At 62.3% G+C, this 15,071-nt stretch carries 16 protein-coding genes; 1 reads left to right on the forward strand and 15 read right to left on the reverse strand.

Going from position 1 to position 15,071, the window contains the following annotated elements; all coding sequences use genetic code 11:
• Positions 1–2: 2 nt before the first annotated feature.
• From fabZ to NLY42_RS22345, 10 genes are all read right to left on the reverse strand, one after another.
• Positions 3–455 carry a 3-hydroxyacyl-ACP dehydratase FabZ gene (fabZ, locus tag NLY42_RS22300; RefSeq protein ID WP_023684696.1) on the reverse strand — a complete coding sequence of 151 codons (453 nt, stop codon included), beginning with the start codon at positions 453–455 and terminating at the stop codon, positions 3–5.
• 1 nt (position 456) lies between these two features.
• Positions 457–1,515, reverse strand: a complete 1,059-nt coding sequence (gene lpxD, locus NLY42_RS22305; RefSeq protein WP_023700728.1) for a UDP-3-O-(3-hydroxymyristoyl)glucosamine N-acyltransferase — start codon at positions 1,513–1,515, stop codon at positions 457–459.
• Positions 1,516–1,592: 77 nt separating this feature from the next.
• Positions 1,593–3,986, reverse strand: coding sequence for an outer membrane protein assembly factor BamA (gene bamA / locus NLY42_RS22310; protein WP_023684694.1), 2,394 nt, complete (start codon positions 3,984–3,986; stop codon positions 1,593–1,595).
• A 217-nt stretch (positions 3,987–4,203) separates the two neighbouring features.
• Positions 4,204–5,346, reverse strand: coding sequence for an RIP metalloprotease RseP (rseP, locus tag NLY42_RS22315; protein ID WP_023754870.1), 1,143 nt, complete (start codon positions 5,344–5,346; stop codon positions 4,204–4,206).
• 103 nt (positions 5,347–5,449) lie between these two features.
• On the reverse strand, positions 5,450–6,265 hold the full coding sequence (locus NLY42_RS22320) for a phosphatidate cytidylyltransferase (RefSeq protein ID WP_023696555.1): 816 nt from the start codon (positions 6,263–6,265) through the stop codon (positions 5,450–5,452).
• 11 nt (positions 6,266–6,276) lie between these two features.
• Positions 6,277–6,999, reverse strand: coding sequence for an isoprenyl transferase (locus NLY42_RS22325; RefSeq protein WP_023748403.1), 723 nt, complete (start codon positions 6,997–6,999; stop codon positions 6,277–6,279).
• Between the two features lie 31 nt (positions 7,000–7,030).
• Positions 7,031–7,585 (reverse strand): ribosome recycling factor, encoded by a 555-nt coding sequence (frr, locus tag NLY42_RS22330; protein WP_023671027.1) that lies wholly within the window; start codon positions 7,583–7,585, stop codon positions 7,031–7,033.
• A 101-nt stretch (positions 7,586–7,686) separates the two neighbouring features.
• The gene (gene pyrH / locus NLY42_RS22335) at positions 7,687–8,409 is read right to left on the reverse strand and encodes a UMP kinase (protein ID WP_023671026.1); all 723 of its coding nucleotides are present in this window, start codon (positions 8,407–8,409) and stop codon (positions 7,687–7,689) included.
• A gap of 150 nt (positions 8,410–8,559) precedes the next feature.
• Positions 8,560–9,669, reverse strand: coding sequence for an aldo/keto reductase (locus NLY42_RS22340; protein ID WP_023745113.1), 1,110 nt, complete (start codon positions 9,667–9,669; stop codon positions 8,560–8,562).
• Between the two features lie 34 nt (positions 9,670–9,703).
• Positions 9,704–10,231, reverse strand: coding sequence for a nuclear transport factor 2 family protein (locus NLY42_RS22345; RefSeq protein ID WP_023754871.1), 528 nt, complete (start codon positions 10,229–10,231; stop codon positions 9,704–9,706).
• A 98-nt stretch (positions 10,232–10,329) separates the two neighbouring features.
• On the opposite strand from NLY42_RS22345, the gene NLY42_RS22350 reads away from it, so the two are divergent.
• Positions 10,330–11,256 carry a LysR family transcriptional regulator gene (locus NLY42_RS22350; protein ID WP_023754872.1) on the forward strand — a complete coding sequence of 309 codons (927 nt, stop codon included), beginning with the start codon at positions 10,330–10,332 and terminating at the stop codon, positions 11,254–11,256.
• Positions 11,257–11,289: 33 nt separating this feature from the next.
• Here NLY42_RS22350 and tsf read toward each other — a convergent pair whose 3' ends face one another.
• The 5 genes from tsf to NLY42_RS22375 form a co-directional block, all read right to left on the reverse strand.
• Positions 11,290–12,210 carry a translation elongation factor Ts gene (tsf, locus tag NLY42_RS22355; protein WP_023671023.1) on the reverse strand — a complete coding sequence of 307 codons (921 nt, stop codon included), beginning with the start codon at positions 12,208–12,210 and terminating at the stop codon, positions 11,290–11,292.
• A gap of 108 nt (positions 12,211–12,318) precedes the next feature.
• On the reverse strand, positions 12,319–13,107 hold the full coding sequence (gene rpsB, locus NLY42_RS22360) for a 30S ribosomal protein S2 (RefSeq protein ID WP_023671022.1): 789 nt from the start codon (positions 13,105–13,107) through the stop codon (positions 12,319–12,321).
• A 177-nt stretch (positions 13,108–13,284) separates the two neighbouring features.
• On the reverse strand, positions 13,285–13,896 hold the full coding sequence (locus tag NLY42_RS22365) for a LysE family translocator (protein ID WP_023688582.1): 612 nt from the start codon (positions 13,894–13,896) through the stop codon (positions 13,285–13,287).
• Positions 13,893–14,171 carry a DUF4031 domain-containing protein gene (locus tag NLY42_RS22370; protein WP_023671020.1) on the reverse strand — a complete coding sequence of 93 codons (279 nt, stop codon included), beginning with the start codon at positions 14,169–14,171 and terminating at the stop codon, positions 13,893–13,895. Before NLY42_RS22370 ends, NLY42_RS22365 begins: the two co-directional genes overlap by 4 nt.
• Before the next feature lie 44 nt (positions 14,172–14,215).
• Positions 14,216–15,046 carry a cell envelope integrity EipB family protein gene (locus NLY42_RS22375; RefSeq protein ID WP_023671019.1) on the reverse strand — a complete coding sequence of 277 codons (831 nt, stop codon included), beginning with the start codon at positions 15,044–15,046 and terminating at the stop codon, positions 14,216–14,218.
• Positions 15,047–15,071 lie beyond the last annotated feature (25 nt).

The raw sequence follows: 15,071 nt of genomic DNA on the forward strand, positions 1-15,071 counted from the left end.
CGTCAGCCGGTAACCATCATTGCCGAGATCTCGGCTTCGGCGGCCTTTGTGCCCTCCACCATGGCCTCGCAGGCGAATTTGAGCAGGTTGCCGCGCATCTTGATTTTCTTGACGTGGATTTTCAACTGGTCGCCCGGGACGACCGGTTTGCGGAATTTCGCATTATCGATGGTCAGGAAATAGACCAGCGACGGCTTTTCCGTGTTGAGGTTACGGATGCAGATCGCGCCGGCGGTCTGCGCCATGGCCTCGACGATGAGCACGCCCGGCATCACCGGCTGATCCGGGAAATGGCCCTGGAAATGCGGCTCATTGATGGTCACGTTCTTGATGCCGATGGCAGAATCATTGCCGTCGATTTCGATGATGCGATCGATCATCAGGAAGGGATAGCGATGCGGTAAAAGCTTCATCAACCCCAATATATCGACCGCTTCGAGCGTCGCCGGCACCATCTCAGCTACTTCCCCCTTCGCCCTGCTTGCGCGTCCTGGCGAGCTTCCTCAGCATGGCGATCTCGCGCATGGCTTCCGCCATCGGCTGCGCCGGATAGCCTCCCCAGATCTCGCCCGCCGGCACGTTGCTCATGAACCCGCTTCTTGCAGCAAGCTTGGCCCCTGATCCGATGGTCAAATGATCGGCAAGGCCAACGCCGCCGCCCATGGTGACACCGTCGCCGACGGTGACGGAGCCGGAAATACCAGAGAGCCCGGCAATAATGCAATTGCGGCCGATGCGAACGTTATGGGCGATCTGCACCAGATTGTCGATCTTGGTGCCCTGACCGATGACCGTATCCGACATGGCGCCGCGATCGACGGTCGTGTTCGAGCCGATTTCGACATCGTCCTGAATGATGACGCGGCCGACCTGCGGCACACGCTCGGGGCCTTTGGCGCCGCCGACAAAGCCGAAGCCGTCCTGGCCGATCCTGGCGCCGCCATGAATGATGACGCGGTTGCCGATCAGCGCATATTGAACACTGACACCCGGCCCGATGTAGCCGTCACGGCCGATCTGGCAGGAGGGGCCGATAACGGCGTGGGGGGCAATGACCGTTCCGCTGCCGATGGAAGCACGCGGGCCGACGACGGCTCCGGCTTCGATGATCGCGCCTGCCTCGATATGCGCCGTGGCATCGACATGAGCTTGCGGCGAGACCCCGGTTTCGCTGGTCATCGGTCCCGGCGTAGCCGCTGTCGGGAACAGCAGCCGGCCGATCATGGCGAAGGCCTGCTGCGGGCGCGGATGCACCAGAACCGCAATGCCGGCCGGCGCCTTGCCGGCGAACTCGGCGGGACAAAACACGGCCGCCGCTTTCAGCGACTGCATCAGCGCGAAATTGCGCTTGCCGTCGACGAAGACGAGCGCACCCTCGCCGCCTTCATTGGCTGGCGCCAACGCATCGATCGATATGTGGGCGAGGTCGGAATCGACGAGCGACGCGCCGGTCAGATTCGCGACTTCGCCGGCCGTATACCGGCGTGATGGCGCGAAGAACACCGGATCGGTCATTCCAGAAGCAATATCCAGCTAGGTCGGATCAATTCTCTTCCGGACCCCAACGGCCCGGAAGCATCGTTACCCGCGCATCAGAAGCGGCTCGACATGCCGAAGTTGAATTCCTGCACGTCGTCGGTCTTTTCCTTCTTGACGGGCATCGCGTAGTCAATGCGGATCGGGCCGAAAGGCGATGACCACAACAAGCCGACACCAACCGAAGCGCGCAACTCTAGATCAGTTGAAGCTTGAGTAACCCCGGCGACGTTAATCTTGCTGCCATACAGTGTGGCGGCATCAGCAAACACGGCGCCGCGCACACCAAAGCTTTCCGGAATGACCGGTATCGGGAACTGAGCTTCCGCCGACGCATTGAAATAGGTGGTGCCGCCGAGGTGGTCACCCGTTGCAATATCCGCAGGACCGATGCCACCATACTCGAAGCCGCGGATCATGCGGTCGCTGCTCTGGAACTGATCGAAGATACGCAGGCCGTCACCGCCGAAGCCTTGGATATGGCCGGCGCCGCCTGAGATCAGGCCGACCAAGTCCAGCTGTTCGGACAACGTCTGGTAGACAGTCCCACGACCGGTAACCTTTACGAATTTGGCATCGCCACCAAGGCCGGCAACTTCCATGGTCGTGGTGGCGTAGATGCCTTCATGCGGGCTCTTCATGTCATCGATGGTGTTGTAGACCAACCCAAGGCTGACCGACGACTTGATCCAAGGGCTTTCATCAATTCCCTGGACGATTGCCGCAGATACGTTGCAGTCCGCGTCGGGAATCCCGTCGCCAGGGGCGTTGCCCGGGACGGCAGGATTGTTATCGCAACCGTCGTCGAGCTTGTACTTCTCCTGGGCGATATTGTACGCCAACTGCGTCGAGATGTTGTCGGTGATCGGCAGGCCGAAGCGCACCGTCGCACCCAGCGTCTCGCTGTCATAGTGGTCGTAGTTGCGTGTCTGCTGGAAGATGTCGAAGCCGGCAGCGATACGGCGCCCGAGGAAATAGGGCTCGGTGAAGGACAGGCTGTAGTCGCGCGAATTCTTGCCACCACCCGCCGAAACCTTGATGTACTGGCCGCGACCGAGGAAGTTGCGCTCCGCGACCGAACCTTCGACGGACGGACCCGCAGTGTCGCCACCGGTCGAATATCCTGCGCCAACCGAGAACTCGCCGGTCGATTTCTCGACTACGTCAACCACGAGCACGACCTGGTCTGGCTCAGAACCCGGGACAGTCGAAACGTCTACTTTCTCAAAGTAATCTAGCTTTTCCAGCCGCTTCTTCGCGCGCTGGATGAGTACCTGGTTGAAGGCGTCGCCTTCGCTGACATCGAACTCACGACGAATGACATAGTCGCGCGTGCGGTCGTTGCCGCGGATTTCGATGCGCTCGATATAGGCCTTGGTGCCCTGGTCGATCGTATAGACGACCGAAATGGTGTGGTTCTCGAAGTTGCGATCACCGCGCGGTGTCACCTGGGCGAAGGCATAGCCCGAACCCGCGACCTTTTCGGTCAGCGCGATGATGGTGTCCTCGACATTCTTGGCGTTGTAGACGTCGCCCTTGTGGGTCTGAACCACCGATTCCAGCGCCTTCGAGTCGACTTCGGGAATGGTGCTCTCGACGCTGACGTCGCCGAACGTATAGCGGTCGCCTTCCTGGACGGTGATGGTAACGGTGTACTGGTTGGTCGTGTCGTCGAGCTCGCCGACGGCTGAGACCACCTGGAAGTCGGCATAGCCGTGATTGTAATAGAAGCGGCGCAGCGATTCCTGGTCGGCGCGGAGCTTGTCCTCGTCATAGACGTCGTCACGCAGCACGAAGGACAAGAAGCTCGAGCGCTTGGTTGCGATGACGTCGGACAGGCGGCGGCTCGAATAGGCGCTGTTGCCGACGAAATTGACAGCGGCGATCTTGGTGCGGCCGCCTTCGTTGATGTTGAAGACCACGTTCACGCGGTTGTCGCCGAGATCCATGATCTGCGTCGTGACAGCGGCGTCATCCCGGCCAATTCGCCTGTAGGCAGCCTTTACCGCCTCGACATCGGAGTCTAGCGTTGCCTGCGAGAACGTCCCGCGCGGCTTCAACTGCACGGCGACTGCCAGCGCGTTGTCCTTGAGCTTCTTGTTGCCCTGGAACAGAACCTGGTTGACGACCTGGTATTCGGCAACCTTGACTACCAGCGTCGAACCGACCTGATTGATCTGCACGTCCGAGAACAGCCCGGTGCCGAACAGCGCCTTGACCGCATCGTCGATATCGGCGCTGGAAAACGCCTTGCCCGGCTTGATCGTGATGTAGTTGCGGATGGTGTCGGCGTCGACACGCTGGTTGCCGCTGACCTCGACTCTCGAGACAACGGCTGCCTGCGCCGCAGATGTGGCAACGAACTGCACGGCGAGCGCACCTGGTACAACCAGAGCGGCGGACATAGCCACCGCGGACGCGGCGCTCAAAAATTTGGATGCTGCCTTCATCGGGCTTTTGTACCTTTTCTCGAAGTCCCCACGGCGAGAAAACCGGACGTGCGGTAATTTCTCCTACCGTATTAACCGGATTTTCCCTACACGCAAGGCTTCTGGTTAATTTGTAATTACTTAACCCTGATGCGTGGCTTTCGCGTCACGCATACCCCCGTGCATGGTAAACGGCGTCTCAACATTGCCGGTGCTGAAGCCAAATTTCTTCATGATTTCAGCACCCAAACAGATCGTTCCAGAAGACGAAGCCCATAAATCCCAGCACCAGAAAGAGGCCGGCCCGGTATCCCATTTCCATCATCCGCTCCGATACCGGACGCCGGAAAACGGCTTCGAGTGCGTAGAACAGGAGATGGCCGCCGTCGAGGGGGGGAATCGGCAAAAGGTTCAGAATTCCGATCCCGACCGACAGGCCGGCGACGAGTTGCACCAGCCATAGGAAGCCCAGCTTTGCCGCCTGCCCCGACATCTTGGCGATCTTGATCGGGCCGCCCAGCTGGCATTTGTCTTCGCGGCCGACAACGAATCGCTGCAGGAACTGGCCGGTGCGCTGAATGACGTGCCCCGTCTCCTCGACCGCGGCGCCGACTGCTCCGACAGGGCTGTAGGTGATCAGCCTGGGCTGGCCGACATCCTTGTTGTTGACGACGCCGATGACGGCCACCTTGACCTTGTTGCCCAGTGCGTCCAGCTGCTCCATCGGCTCCGGCGTCGCGACGACGGTGACCTCCTTGCCGTCGCGCAACATGGTGAAGCTGATAGCGTCGCCGCCGCGGCCTGAGACCAGGCGTTGGACGTCGGCGAAGGTCTCAACCTTGCTGCCGTCGACGGCGACGAATCGGTCGCCTGGCAAAATGCCGGCCCTTTCGGCTGGACTGCCGGCGGTGACCGCCGCCACCATCGGCTCAAACACAGGGCGGCCATAGAGGGAAAACAGCACGGCAAAGACGGCAATGGTCAAAAGGAAGTTGAACAGCGGTCCGGCCACCACCGTGGCGGCGCGTTTCCAGATCGGCTGCGTGTGGAAGGCGACCTTGCGTTCAGCGTCAGTCAGCGTTTCCAGATCTTCCGAACTCGGCTGGCTCGACGTGGCGCTCATGTCGCCGACGAATTTGACATAACCGCCGAGCGGTATGGCGCAGAGCTTCCAGCGCGTGCCGTGGCTGTCGTTGAAGCCGAGAAGTTCGGGGCCGAAGCCGATCGAAAAGGCCTTCACGCCAATGCCGCACCAGCGGCCGACCAGGTAATGGCCCATTTCGTGAATGAAGACGACCACGGTCAGCACGAACAGAAACGGCACCAGCGTGCCGAGGACAAAGCCTTCCGTGCTGAAAAACGCGTGAAGAATTTCGTTCAAGTCATGCCCTCAAATTCACCCGCGGCAAAAGGTGTCGCCGCGACTGTGACATCAATCCAGGCGAATCCGTGGCGTGCGCCATTTCTTCGCCGTGAAATATCACTCAAGCCGGAAACAGCCCCTGCGCGGGATGATCGGCGCCCGCCGAAATCCAGCCGATCACGTATAGGGCAAAAGCCGCCGCGACAAGCCCGTCCACCCTGTCCATGACACCGCCATGCCCGGGTATCAACGCGCTTGAATCCTTGCGGCCGTGGCGGCGCTTGACCCAGGATTCGAAGAGATCGCCAGCCTGGGCAACAATCGACAGCACCAGCGCAACCAAGGCGAGGACGCCAAGATTGCCGGCCCCGGCGGCGGCAGCCAGAAGCACGCCGGCGGCCACGCCGCCGACAGCGCCGCCAAGCGCGCCGCTCTGCGTCTTGCCGGGGGATATAGATGGCGCGAGCTTGGGCCCACCGACGGAGCGGCCGACGAAATAGGCGAAGATGTCGGTCGCCCAGACCACGGCGAACAGAAACAGGATTGCGACCAGGCCGGGATGGTCGCCGCCGCGCAGCAGCGCCAGCGATAAGCCGGACAAAGCCGCGTAGGCAAGACCGGCTGCATCCCATTGCGCCGCTCCACGCATACGGGCGCCGACAGCAGCGACCACAACCATGGCCAGGACAAGAGACAGAAGCCACGATGCCGGCACGCCTGCAACCAGGGCGACGACGAAAACCAGAAGCAGCGCTTCGGGAATGAAGCCGAGGGTCGCACCGGCCAAGGGGCGCGACATGCGCGCCCATTCATAGAAGATGACCGCCGATATCCCGGCGCAAAGCAGGCGGAACCACAGCCCTCCCAACCAGGTCAGGCCAAGCGCTATTGCGGCCAGCACCAGCGCCGAGACGATGCGAAGCTGAAGATTGTTCATCCCGCCGCCGATCACGAGGCAGCGACATCTTGAGCGGCAAGCCCGCCAAAACGGCGCTCGCGGCCAGCAAAATCGCGCAATGCGTCGGCCAGGTGTTCGCGGCTGAAGTCAGGCCAGTAGCAAGGCAGAAAAACCAGTTCGCTGTAGGCTGCCTGCCACAGAAGGAAGTTCGACAGCCGAAGCTCGCCACTGGTGCGGATGACCAGCTCCGGATCGGGAATGCCTGCGGTGTCGAGGGCGCCGGCAAAAGTGTCTGCCGTGATCGCCTCTGCGTCGATCTCGCCGCGCGCCACTGCGGCTGCGAGCTTGCGTGCCGTGCGCACGATCTCGTCGCGCCCGCCATAGTTGAAGGCGATGACCAAGGTCAGCGATTCATTGCGCGCAGTCAGCGATTCGGCCTCTTCGAGCAGGCCCCTGATGTCCGGCTGCAGCCCCGCCCTGTCACCGATGATCCTGACGCGCACGCCGTTCTGGTGCAGTTCGGCCAGATCGCGGCGGATGAACAGCTTCAAAAGCCCCATCAGGTCGCTCACTTCGGCCTTGGGCCGCGACCAGTTTTCCGACGAAAAGGCGTAGACGGTCAGGAAGGAAATGCCGAGACCGGGCGCGGCGCGCACCGTCTTGCGCAGCGCTTCGACGCCGGCGCGATGGCCGGCAAGCCGCGGCATGCCGCGCGCTTTGGCCCAGCGTCCGTTTCCATCCATGATGATCGCGACATGCGCGGGCGTTGCCATTGTCTCGCTTTCGGGCCGGTGTGGGCCGACCCTAGACCTGCATGATTTCAGCTTCCTTATCGGAAAGCAGGTGATCGATGGTGCTGATCGTTTCGTCGGTCAGCTTCTGGACCTGATCGGAGCGCTTGCGCTGATCGTCCTCGCTGATGTCGCCGTCCTTTTCCGCCTTCTTCAAGAAGTCCATGCCGTCGCGACGGACATGGCGCACCGCAACGCGGGCGTTCTCGGCGTAGCCATGCGAAATCTTGACCAGTTCCTTGCGGCGCTGCTCGTTGAGCTCGGGCAGCGGAATTCTGAGATTGGTGCCGTCGACGATCGGATTGAAGCCGAGATTGGATTCTCTGATGGCACGGTCGACCGCGCCGACCATCGACTTGTCCCATACCGAAACCGAGATCATGCGCGGCTCCGGCACCGACACGTTCGCCACCTGGTTGATGGGCATGGTGGTGCCGTAGGCCTGGACCTGGATGGCGTCGAGCAGATTGCTGGAGGCACGGCCGGTGCGCAGCGAAGCCAGATCGTGCTTGAAGGCGGCGATCGCGCCATCCATGCGCCGCTTGAGGTCGTCGAACTCACCACTCATCTTAGTCTCCTCGACCCGTTTGATCCGGGTTCAGTGCTTAGGGCCTATATTCGGACCCGCTTTCAAAAACTGATCCCCTTTTTAGGAGAGTATACTCCGGGTCACTCGTCGGCGACGATCGTGCAACGGCCGCCGCCCCGCAGAATATCGCCGAAACCACCTTTTTCGTGGATCGAATAGACGATTATCGGGATGTTGTTTTCGCGCGCAAGTGCAATTGCGGCGGTATCCATGATCGAAAGGCCCTTGTTGATGACTTCGGCATGGCTGATGCGCTCGAAGCGGGTCGCATTCGGATCCTTCTTGGGATCGGCCGAATAGACGCCGTCGACCTGGGTGCCCTTGAACAACGCGTCGGCGCCGATCTCGGCGGCGCGCAAGGCCGCGGCCGAATCGGTGGTGAAGAACGGATTGCCGGTGCCGCCGGCGAAAATGACGACCTTGCCCTGGTTCATATAGGCGGTGGCCTGGCGCTGGGAAAAACTCTCGCAAAGTTCGGGCATGGCGATGGCCGACAGCACGACGGCATCGACGCCGATCTTGTTCAGCGAGGTGCGCAGCGCCAGCGAGTTGATGACGGTGGCCAGCATGCCCATGTGGTCGCCGGTGACGCGGTCGCCGCCCTTGGATGCCACCGCCACGCCGCGAAAGATATTGCCGCCGCCAATGACGACGCCGACCTCGATGCCAAGTGCGCGGGCTTCGGCGATGTCGGCGGCGATTCGGTCGACCACCGAGACATCGATGCCGAAATGCTGCTCGCCCATCAACGCTTCGCCCGACGCTTTCAGCAGGACACGTCGATAGAGGGGCTTTGCCGTCATCTGGACCTCGTCATTGTTGCGTGTGGCAGCCTGGGCAGGCCGCCCTCGCGCGGGCGCCGCCGCTGGCGCGATGCCGAGTTCCGATACACGAAGGGCGCCGCGATGTCACGCGGCGCCCCTCGCCCAATTCCGCCTTCCCGTCGCGGCCCGTCAGTTGCTGGTGATGCTGACGGCGTCGCCCTCGACCAGCAGCGGCGGCGCATAACCCAACGGCTTGTCGCCGGTCACGGCGCCGCCGGTAACCCGGGCTTGTATGTCGGAACCGAAATAGGCGTACGGGAATGGCGGCGGTGTCTTGCTGACCGTATCCAGCCGCGCGCGAAGCTCGGCGGGTAAAGTGAAATCCAACGCCGCCAGATTGTCCTGCAACTGCGCCAGCTTGGTGGCGCCAAGAATCACGGTGGCGATGCCCGGTTGCGTTGCCACCCAGTTGAGCGCGACCTGCGCCATGCTGCGTCCGAGTTCGGCGGCAACTTTTTCGAGCTCCGCCACGATCGCCCAGTTGCGCTCGGTGAACTTCTGGAACCCCGGATGAGTGGTGTTGCGAAAGCCGTCGAGCCGGCCGGCATGGCCTTCCTGCGTCGGCCGGTACTTGCCGCTGAGCAGCCCGCTGGCCAGCGGGCTCCACACCATGATTCCTGCGCCATGGCGGGTGCCGAAGGGCACGAACTCATTTTCGATCGAACGCTCCGCCAGCGAATATTCAAGCTGCAGGGCCGACACCGGCTCGTAGCCGCGCCACTCGGCGATCGTCTGCGCGCGGGCAGCATACCAAGCCGGCACATCGGACAGGCCGACATGGCGAATTTTGCCCGCACGCACGAGATCATCCATCGTGCGCATGACCTCCTCGGCCGGCGTCAGCCCGTCCCAGACATGGAGGAGGTAGAGGTCGATATAGTCAGTGCCCAACCGCTTCAGCGAGGCGTCCACGGCGCGCAAGATGTTCTTGCGGCCATTGCCACCGGCGTTCGGATTGCCGGGCTCCGCGTTGAAGGTGAATTTCGTGGCGATCACCGCTCTGTCGCGCAAGCCTCGCTCGGCGATGAATTCGCCGAGCCAGGTTTCGGCTGTGCCGCCGGTGTAGAGGTCGGCGGTGTCGAAGAAATTGCCGCCGGCCTCGACATAGGCGTCGGCCATGGCGCGCGCGGTTTCCCTGTCCGCGCCCCAGCCCCATTCGGTGCCAAAGGTCATGGTGCCCAGTGCCAACCGGCTGACGCGCAGGCCGCTGTTGCCCAGTGTGTAATAGCTCATGGTCATGGTGTTTTTCCTATCCTGATTTCTTGACGCCGGCTCACTGGCCAGGCGTCATCTTGACCCAGGGATTGCCGCGCTCATGCGTGGCGCGGAAAACGAAGCCGTCGACTTTCCAGCCGGTCCCGGAGCGAACCAGATGGTGCTCGTAGGTGCCCCAGACTTCCCACAGCGGGTCGCCATTGCCTTCCATCCGGTTCCAGGCATAGCCGTTCGAAGAGACGGTCGCCGCGTCCGCCTCAAAGATCACCTGGTGATTGGTGCGCAGATGCAGGCTGGTCTTGCTGCCCCTGAGGTTGCCGGCCCAGGTACCGATCAGATCGTCGGAGGGGATGGTGGCGGCAGGCTGTCCTGACAGGCTGCTGAAGTCGACGGTGACACGGTCGGCGAAATAGGAGCGGGCAAGCTTCCAGTCCTGCGCATCGACGGCACGGTCGATGGCATCGGCGATGCGGATGACGGCGCGTTCGTCGGCGAGCCCGCGCCAACCGGACGGCTCGGCGCCGCCGGCATCAGCCGGCGCCAGAGCAAGGGCTGCGGCGAAGGTAGCGTGTTTCAAGGCATTCATCTCTCTTCTCCTTGTGCATTGGTGACGGCAATATGGGTCAGCCTGTCGGCATCGAGAACATTGAAGTGTTCGCAAGGACTATGCGATATCATGCATGAATGGATCGGGATCTGCTCAGTCATTTGCCTGTCATCGTCGCCGTTGCCCGACGCGGCGGCTTTGCGCTAGCTGCGGCCGAACTGGGCATGTCCCCATCCGCCGTCAGCCATGCGGTGCGCCTCGTGGAGGAGCGGATCGGCCAGCCGCTGTTTGCGCGCACCACGCGCAGCGTCTCGCTGACGGAAGCCGGCAAGGCGCTGGTGGAGACGGCAGCCCCTGCCCTCCAGGATATCGCCGACCGGATGGACCGCATCCGAGCCATCAAGGGCCGGCCCTCCGGCTTGCTCAGGTTGAACGTTCCCAACATCGCCGTTCCACTTGCCGTCACTCCCGTGGCCGCCGCGATGGCTGAACGCTATCCTGATGTGACCATCGAATTGCTCACCGACCAGGGGCTGGTGGACATTGTCGGCGAGGGTTTTGATGCCGGCATCCGGCTGGGCGAGATGATCGCACAGGACATGGTCACGGTCCGGCTGACGCCGCCATTCAACGCCGTGATCGTCGCCTCCCCCGCCTATGTCGGCCGGCATGGCCGTCCGCGCGGTGTGGCGGATCTTTCGGACCACAATTGCATCGGCTACCGGCTTGTGCGCTCCGGCGCACTCTATCGCTGGGACCTGACTGAGGACGGCAAGGATGTCGTGGCCGAGACGAAGGGTACGGTCATCGTCACCGATTCGCTGGCCGCGATCGACCTTGCGCTTGCCGGCGTCGGGCTGACCTATGTGTTCGAGCCGCTGGTCCGCGCGGAATTGGCCGCCGGCCGCCTCGTTCAGATCCTGCCGCAAACGGCGATCGAGGAGCCCGGCCTCTTCCTTTACTTCCCGCGCAGGGCGTCGACGGCGCCAAAGCTCAGGGCCTTCATCGACACCGCACAAGAAATCGGCCGAGCATCCTTGCGGACACCCGGCCGAGTTGCCTGAGCTGAGAAGCCCTTTTCGGGGCTATTTTTAAAACTACTTCTTCACCGCCGCCGCGACTTCCGCCGCGAAATCGGTCTCTTCCTTTTCGATGCCTTCGCCCAGCGCAAAGCGCAGATAGGCGGAGATCTTGGCCGGAGCGCCGATGTCCTTCTCGGCATCCTTCAGCGCCTGCTCGACAGTGATGTCGGGATTGAGCACGAAGGCCTGCTTGAGGAGCACGACTTCCTCGTAGAACTTGCGCAGGCGGCCTTCGACCATCTTTTCGATGATCGCTTCCGGCTTGCCGGACTGGCGCGCCTGGTCGGCGAAGATCGCCTTCTCGCGCTCGACCGCTGCCGGATCGATCTGCTCGGCGGTCAACGCCAGCGGGTTGGTGGCGGCGACATGCATGGCGACCTGGCGGCCAAAGGCGTTGGCGGCATGCTCATTGCCCGTCGTCTCGATCGCGACCAGAACGCCGAGCTTGCCAAGACCATCGGCAACCGCATTGTGGACGTAGGTTGCGACAGCACCGTGCGGGACGGTGAGCTTGGCCGAACGGCGGAAGCTCATGTTCTCGCCAATGGTGCCAACGGCGTCCTTGATGGTGTCAGTGACCGACTTGTCCGAACCCGGATACTTTGCGGCAGAGACAGCCTCCGTCGTGCCATAAGCAAGCGCGACCTTGGCGACATTGCGAACGATCTCCTGGAACTGCTCGTTGCGGGCCACGAAATCGGTCTCGGAGTTAACCTCGATGATGGCGGCCTCGCGGACGCCGGAGTCGACGCCGATCAGGCCTTCGGCGGCAGTACGGCCAGCCTTCTTGTCGGCCTTGGAAATGCCCTTCTTGCGCAGCCAGTCGACGGCCTCTTCGATGTTGCCGTTGGTCTCGGTCAACGCCGCCTTGCAGTCCATCATGCCCGCGCCGGTCAAGTCGCGGAGTTCTTTGACCTGTGCAGCCGAAATGCTCATTGTCGCCTCTTTGTTTTAAATGCACCGACGCACCACCGGTACTCGGTGATGCGTCCGTCTAGCGTGCCAAATATGAGAATGATGAAGGCCGCAACCGGCCTTCGATTGTCAAGCTTCCGGAGCGTCAGCAGCCGGGGCCGGAGCCGGATCAAGCGCCGGTTCGACCGGAGCTTCGACCGAGGCGCCGATGTCGACGCCGAGCGCGCCCTGCTGGCGGGCGATGCCGTCGATGGCAGCCTTGGCGATCAGGTCGCAATAGAGCTGGATGGCGCGCGCCGCGTCGTCATTACCGGGGATCGGGAAATCGATCTTGTCCGGATCGCAGTTCGAATCGATGATGGCGACGACCGGGATGCCGAGGCGCTTGGCCTCGAGGATGGCGATCGCTTCCTTGTTGGTGTCGATGACGAACATCAGGTCCGGCGTCGAACCCATGTCCTTGATGCCGCCGAGCGCCTTGTCGAGCTTCTCGCGCTCGCGGTCGAGGTTCAGGCGTTCCTTCTTGGTCAGGCCCTGGGCCTCACCGGCCAGCATCTCGTCGAGTTTGCGCAGGCGCTGGATCGAATTCGAGATCGTCTTCCAGTTGGTCAGCATGCCGCCGAGCCAACGCGAGTTGACATAGTATTGGGCCGAACGCTGTGCGGCGTCGGCGACGATGTCGGACGCCTGGCGCTTGGTGCCGACGAACAGCACGCGGCCGCCCTTGGCAACGGTGTCGGAAACCTGCTTCAGAGCCTGGTGCAGCAAAGGCACCGTCTGCGACAGGTCGATGATGTGGATGTTGTTGCGGGCGCCGTAGATGTAAGGCGCCATCTTCGGGTTCCAGCGGTGGGTCTGGTGGCCGAAGTGAATGCCAGCTTCCAAAAGCTGGCGCATGCTGAAATCAGGCAGTGCCATTCTTAGTTCCTTTTCCGGTTAGCCTCCACGGACACAGGCATTTTTGGACTTTGTCCTCGAACGCCACCGGAGGTTTCAGCCGGATTTCTCCCGGGCAGACACCAAAGTCCGTGTGTGGAATGAGCGCGCATATAGAGGGGAAGTGCTGCAAACGCAAGCGGTGAGGTGCTTCATCGCTCAGCGTGCGGCAATCAGCGCTCCGGTGCCGATCATGGCGCTGCCGGCGAACCGGTTAATCAGCCGCATGCGTTCGGGCGTCCTGAACCAGCCGGATGCCCTGCCCGCCAGCGCGGCGTAGATGCCCATGGTGAGAATATTGGCGCCGACGACGACTGCCACCACCAGCAGGCCGTCGGCAAACGTCATGGTGTCGAGGTTGAGGATCAGCGGCATGATCGAGGCGTGGAACAGGATCGCCTTCGGGTTGCCGAGCGCCACGGAGGCGCCAAGCAGGAACGAACGCGACAATCCGGTTTGGGGGATTCCTTGCGCGGCCGATTGCGCGGCCGCGGCCCGCCACATCTTGATGCCGAGGAAAATCAGGTAGGCCGCACCGGCGTATTTCAACAGGAGAAACACCCATTCGAAGGTCTGGGCCAGCGCCACCAGCCCGAGCAGTGCCAGGGTGACCAGCACGGCATCGCCGGCGGCAATGCCCATTCCGGCGACGAACGCACGCAGGAAGCCGCGTGCCACGCCGTTGGTGATCACCGTGAACATCGCCGGACCCGGCGTGGCGGCGGCAAGTGTGATGGCAAGGCAATAAGCCAAGAATGCCGTTAGCGTCACGATCGGCCCTTTCCGTTGGGTACCCGTACGCGCCTGAAGATCGCAACGATCTCCTCGCGGCTGCATTCGATGGCGCCGAGCCGCACCGCCCGGTCGCGCTCGAAGCCGGTTATGTCATAGTGCGGCGCCGATGTCCTGGGCGGCCCCTGGTAGGACGAACGCTTGACGCCAAGCTCGGCGGCGAAACGATGCAGTTCGTCCGTATCGTCGGCCATCAGGTGGCACCAGCGATGGCCGGCCCATTTCCAGATCGCCGCATCGACATAGACCGCCATCGGGAACTGCCATCAAGCCTGCCGTGGCCAGCGCCGCATTGTTGCTATTTCGAGACCGGGCAAGGCTTGGTCTGATCGAACAGCGACAGGTTGACCAGCTTTCCGGTCATCGAGAACTCGCCATAGTCCATTGTGAGGTCGCGGGTGATGCCGTTCTCGTGCAGCTTGAAGCTGATGCGGTATTCCGGCACCTCTTCGCCCGATTTGTCGGTCTCGTCGAAATAGGCGATGTCGACCGGCCAGTATTTGTCGCCTGCAAGCTTGGCCAGCGCCGGCGCTTCGGGGTCGGCCTTGTCGCCCTCGGCCTTCTTGCCGACGATGACGGTGGTGGTCATCACCTTGTTGGCATCCTCCGAACCGTCGAACAGGCTGGTTTCGTAGAAATTCTCGCCCTTCTCGGCCTTGCCGATCAGTTCGACCAGATGCTGGGTCGGGAACTGAGTGGCGGCGAGTTCCAGGCTGTTCTTCTCGGGCTTGTCGATGTCGACCTTGAGGCCCTTGGTCTCTTTCGTGGCGGTGCCCTTGACCTCCTTGTCGAGGTTCTGGTCGACGAAGGATTTGGTCACGAACGAGAAGGTCTTGCCTTCGGCGTCCTCGAACGTGGTCGTCTGCTGGTCGGTCAGCCTGGTGTTGTCGCCGGTGGCGATCTGGGTGACGAAACGGAATTTTACCGTATAGCCCTCGCAGGGCGAGCCGTTGAACTCATAGACCATGCGGCCGGAAATGCCGGTGATGCCCGAGCGGTCCGACGCCTTGTCGAGGGTAAGATCGTAGACGGCGCGATGCGCCTGCAGCGCCGGCACGGCAAAGGCTGGAGCCATCGAGAACAGCACCGGAACGAGAACGGCGTGGAAGGCAAGGCGCGTTGCGCGCATAAAGGGCTCCGATCGTCGCAGCTGA

Origin of the sequence: Mesorhizobium sp. C372A, assembly GCF_030323245.1 — a bacterium.
Classification (GTDB): domain Bacteria; phylum Pseudomonadota; class Alphaproteobacteria; order Rhizobiales; family Rhizobiaceae; genus Mesorhizobium.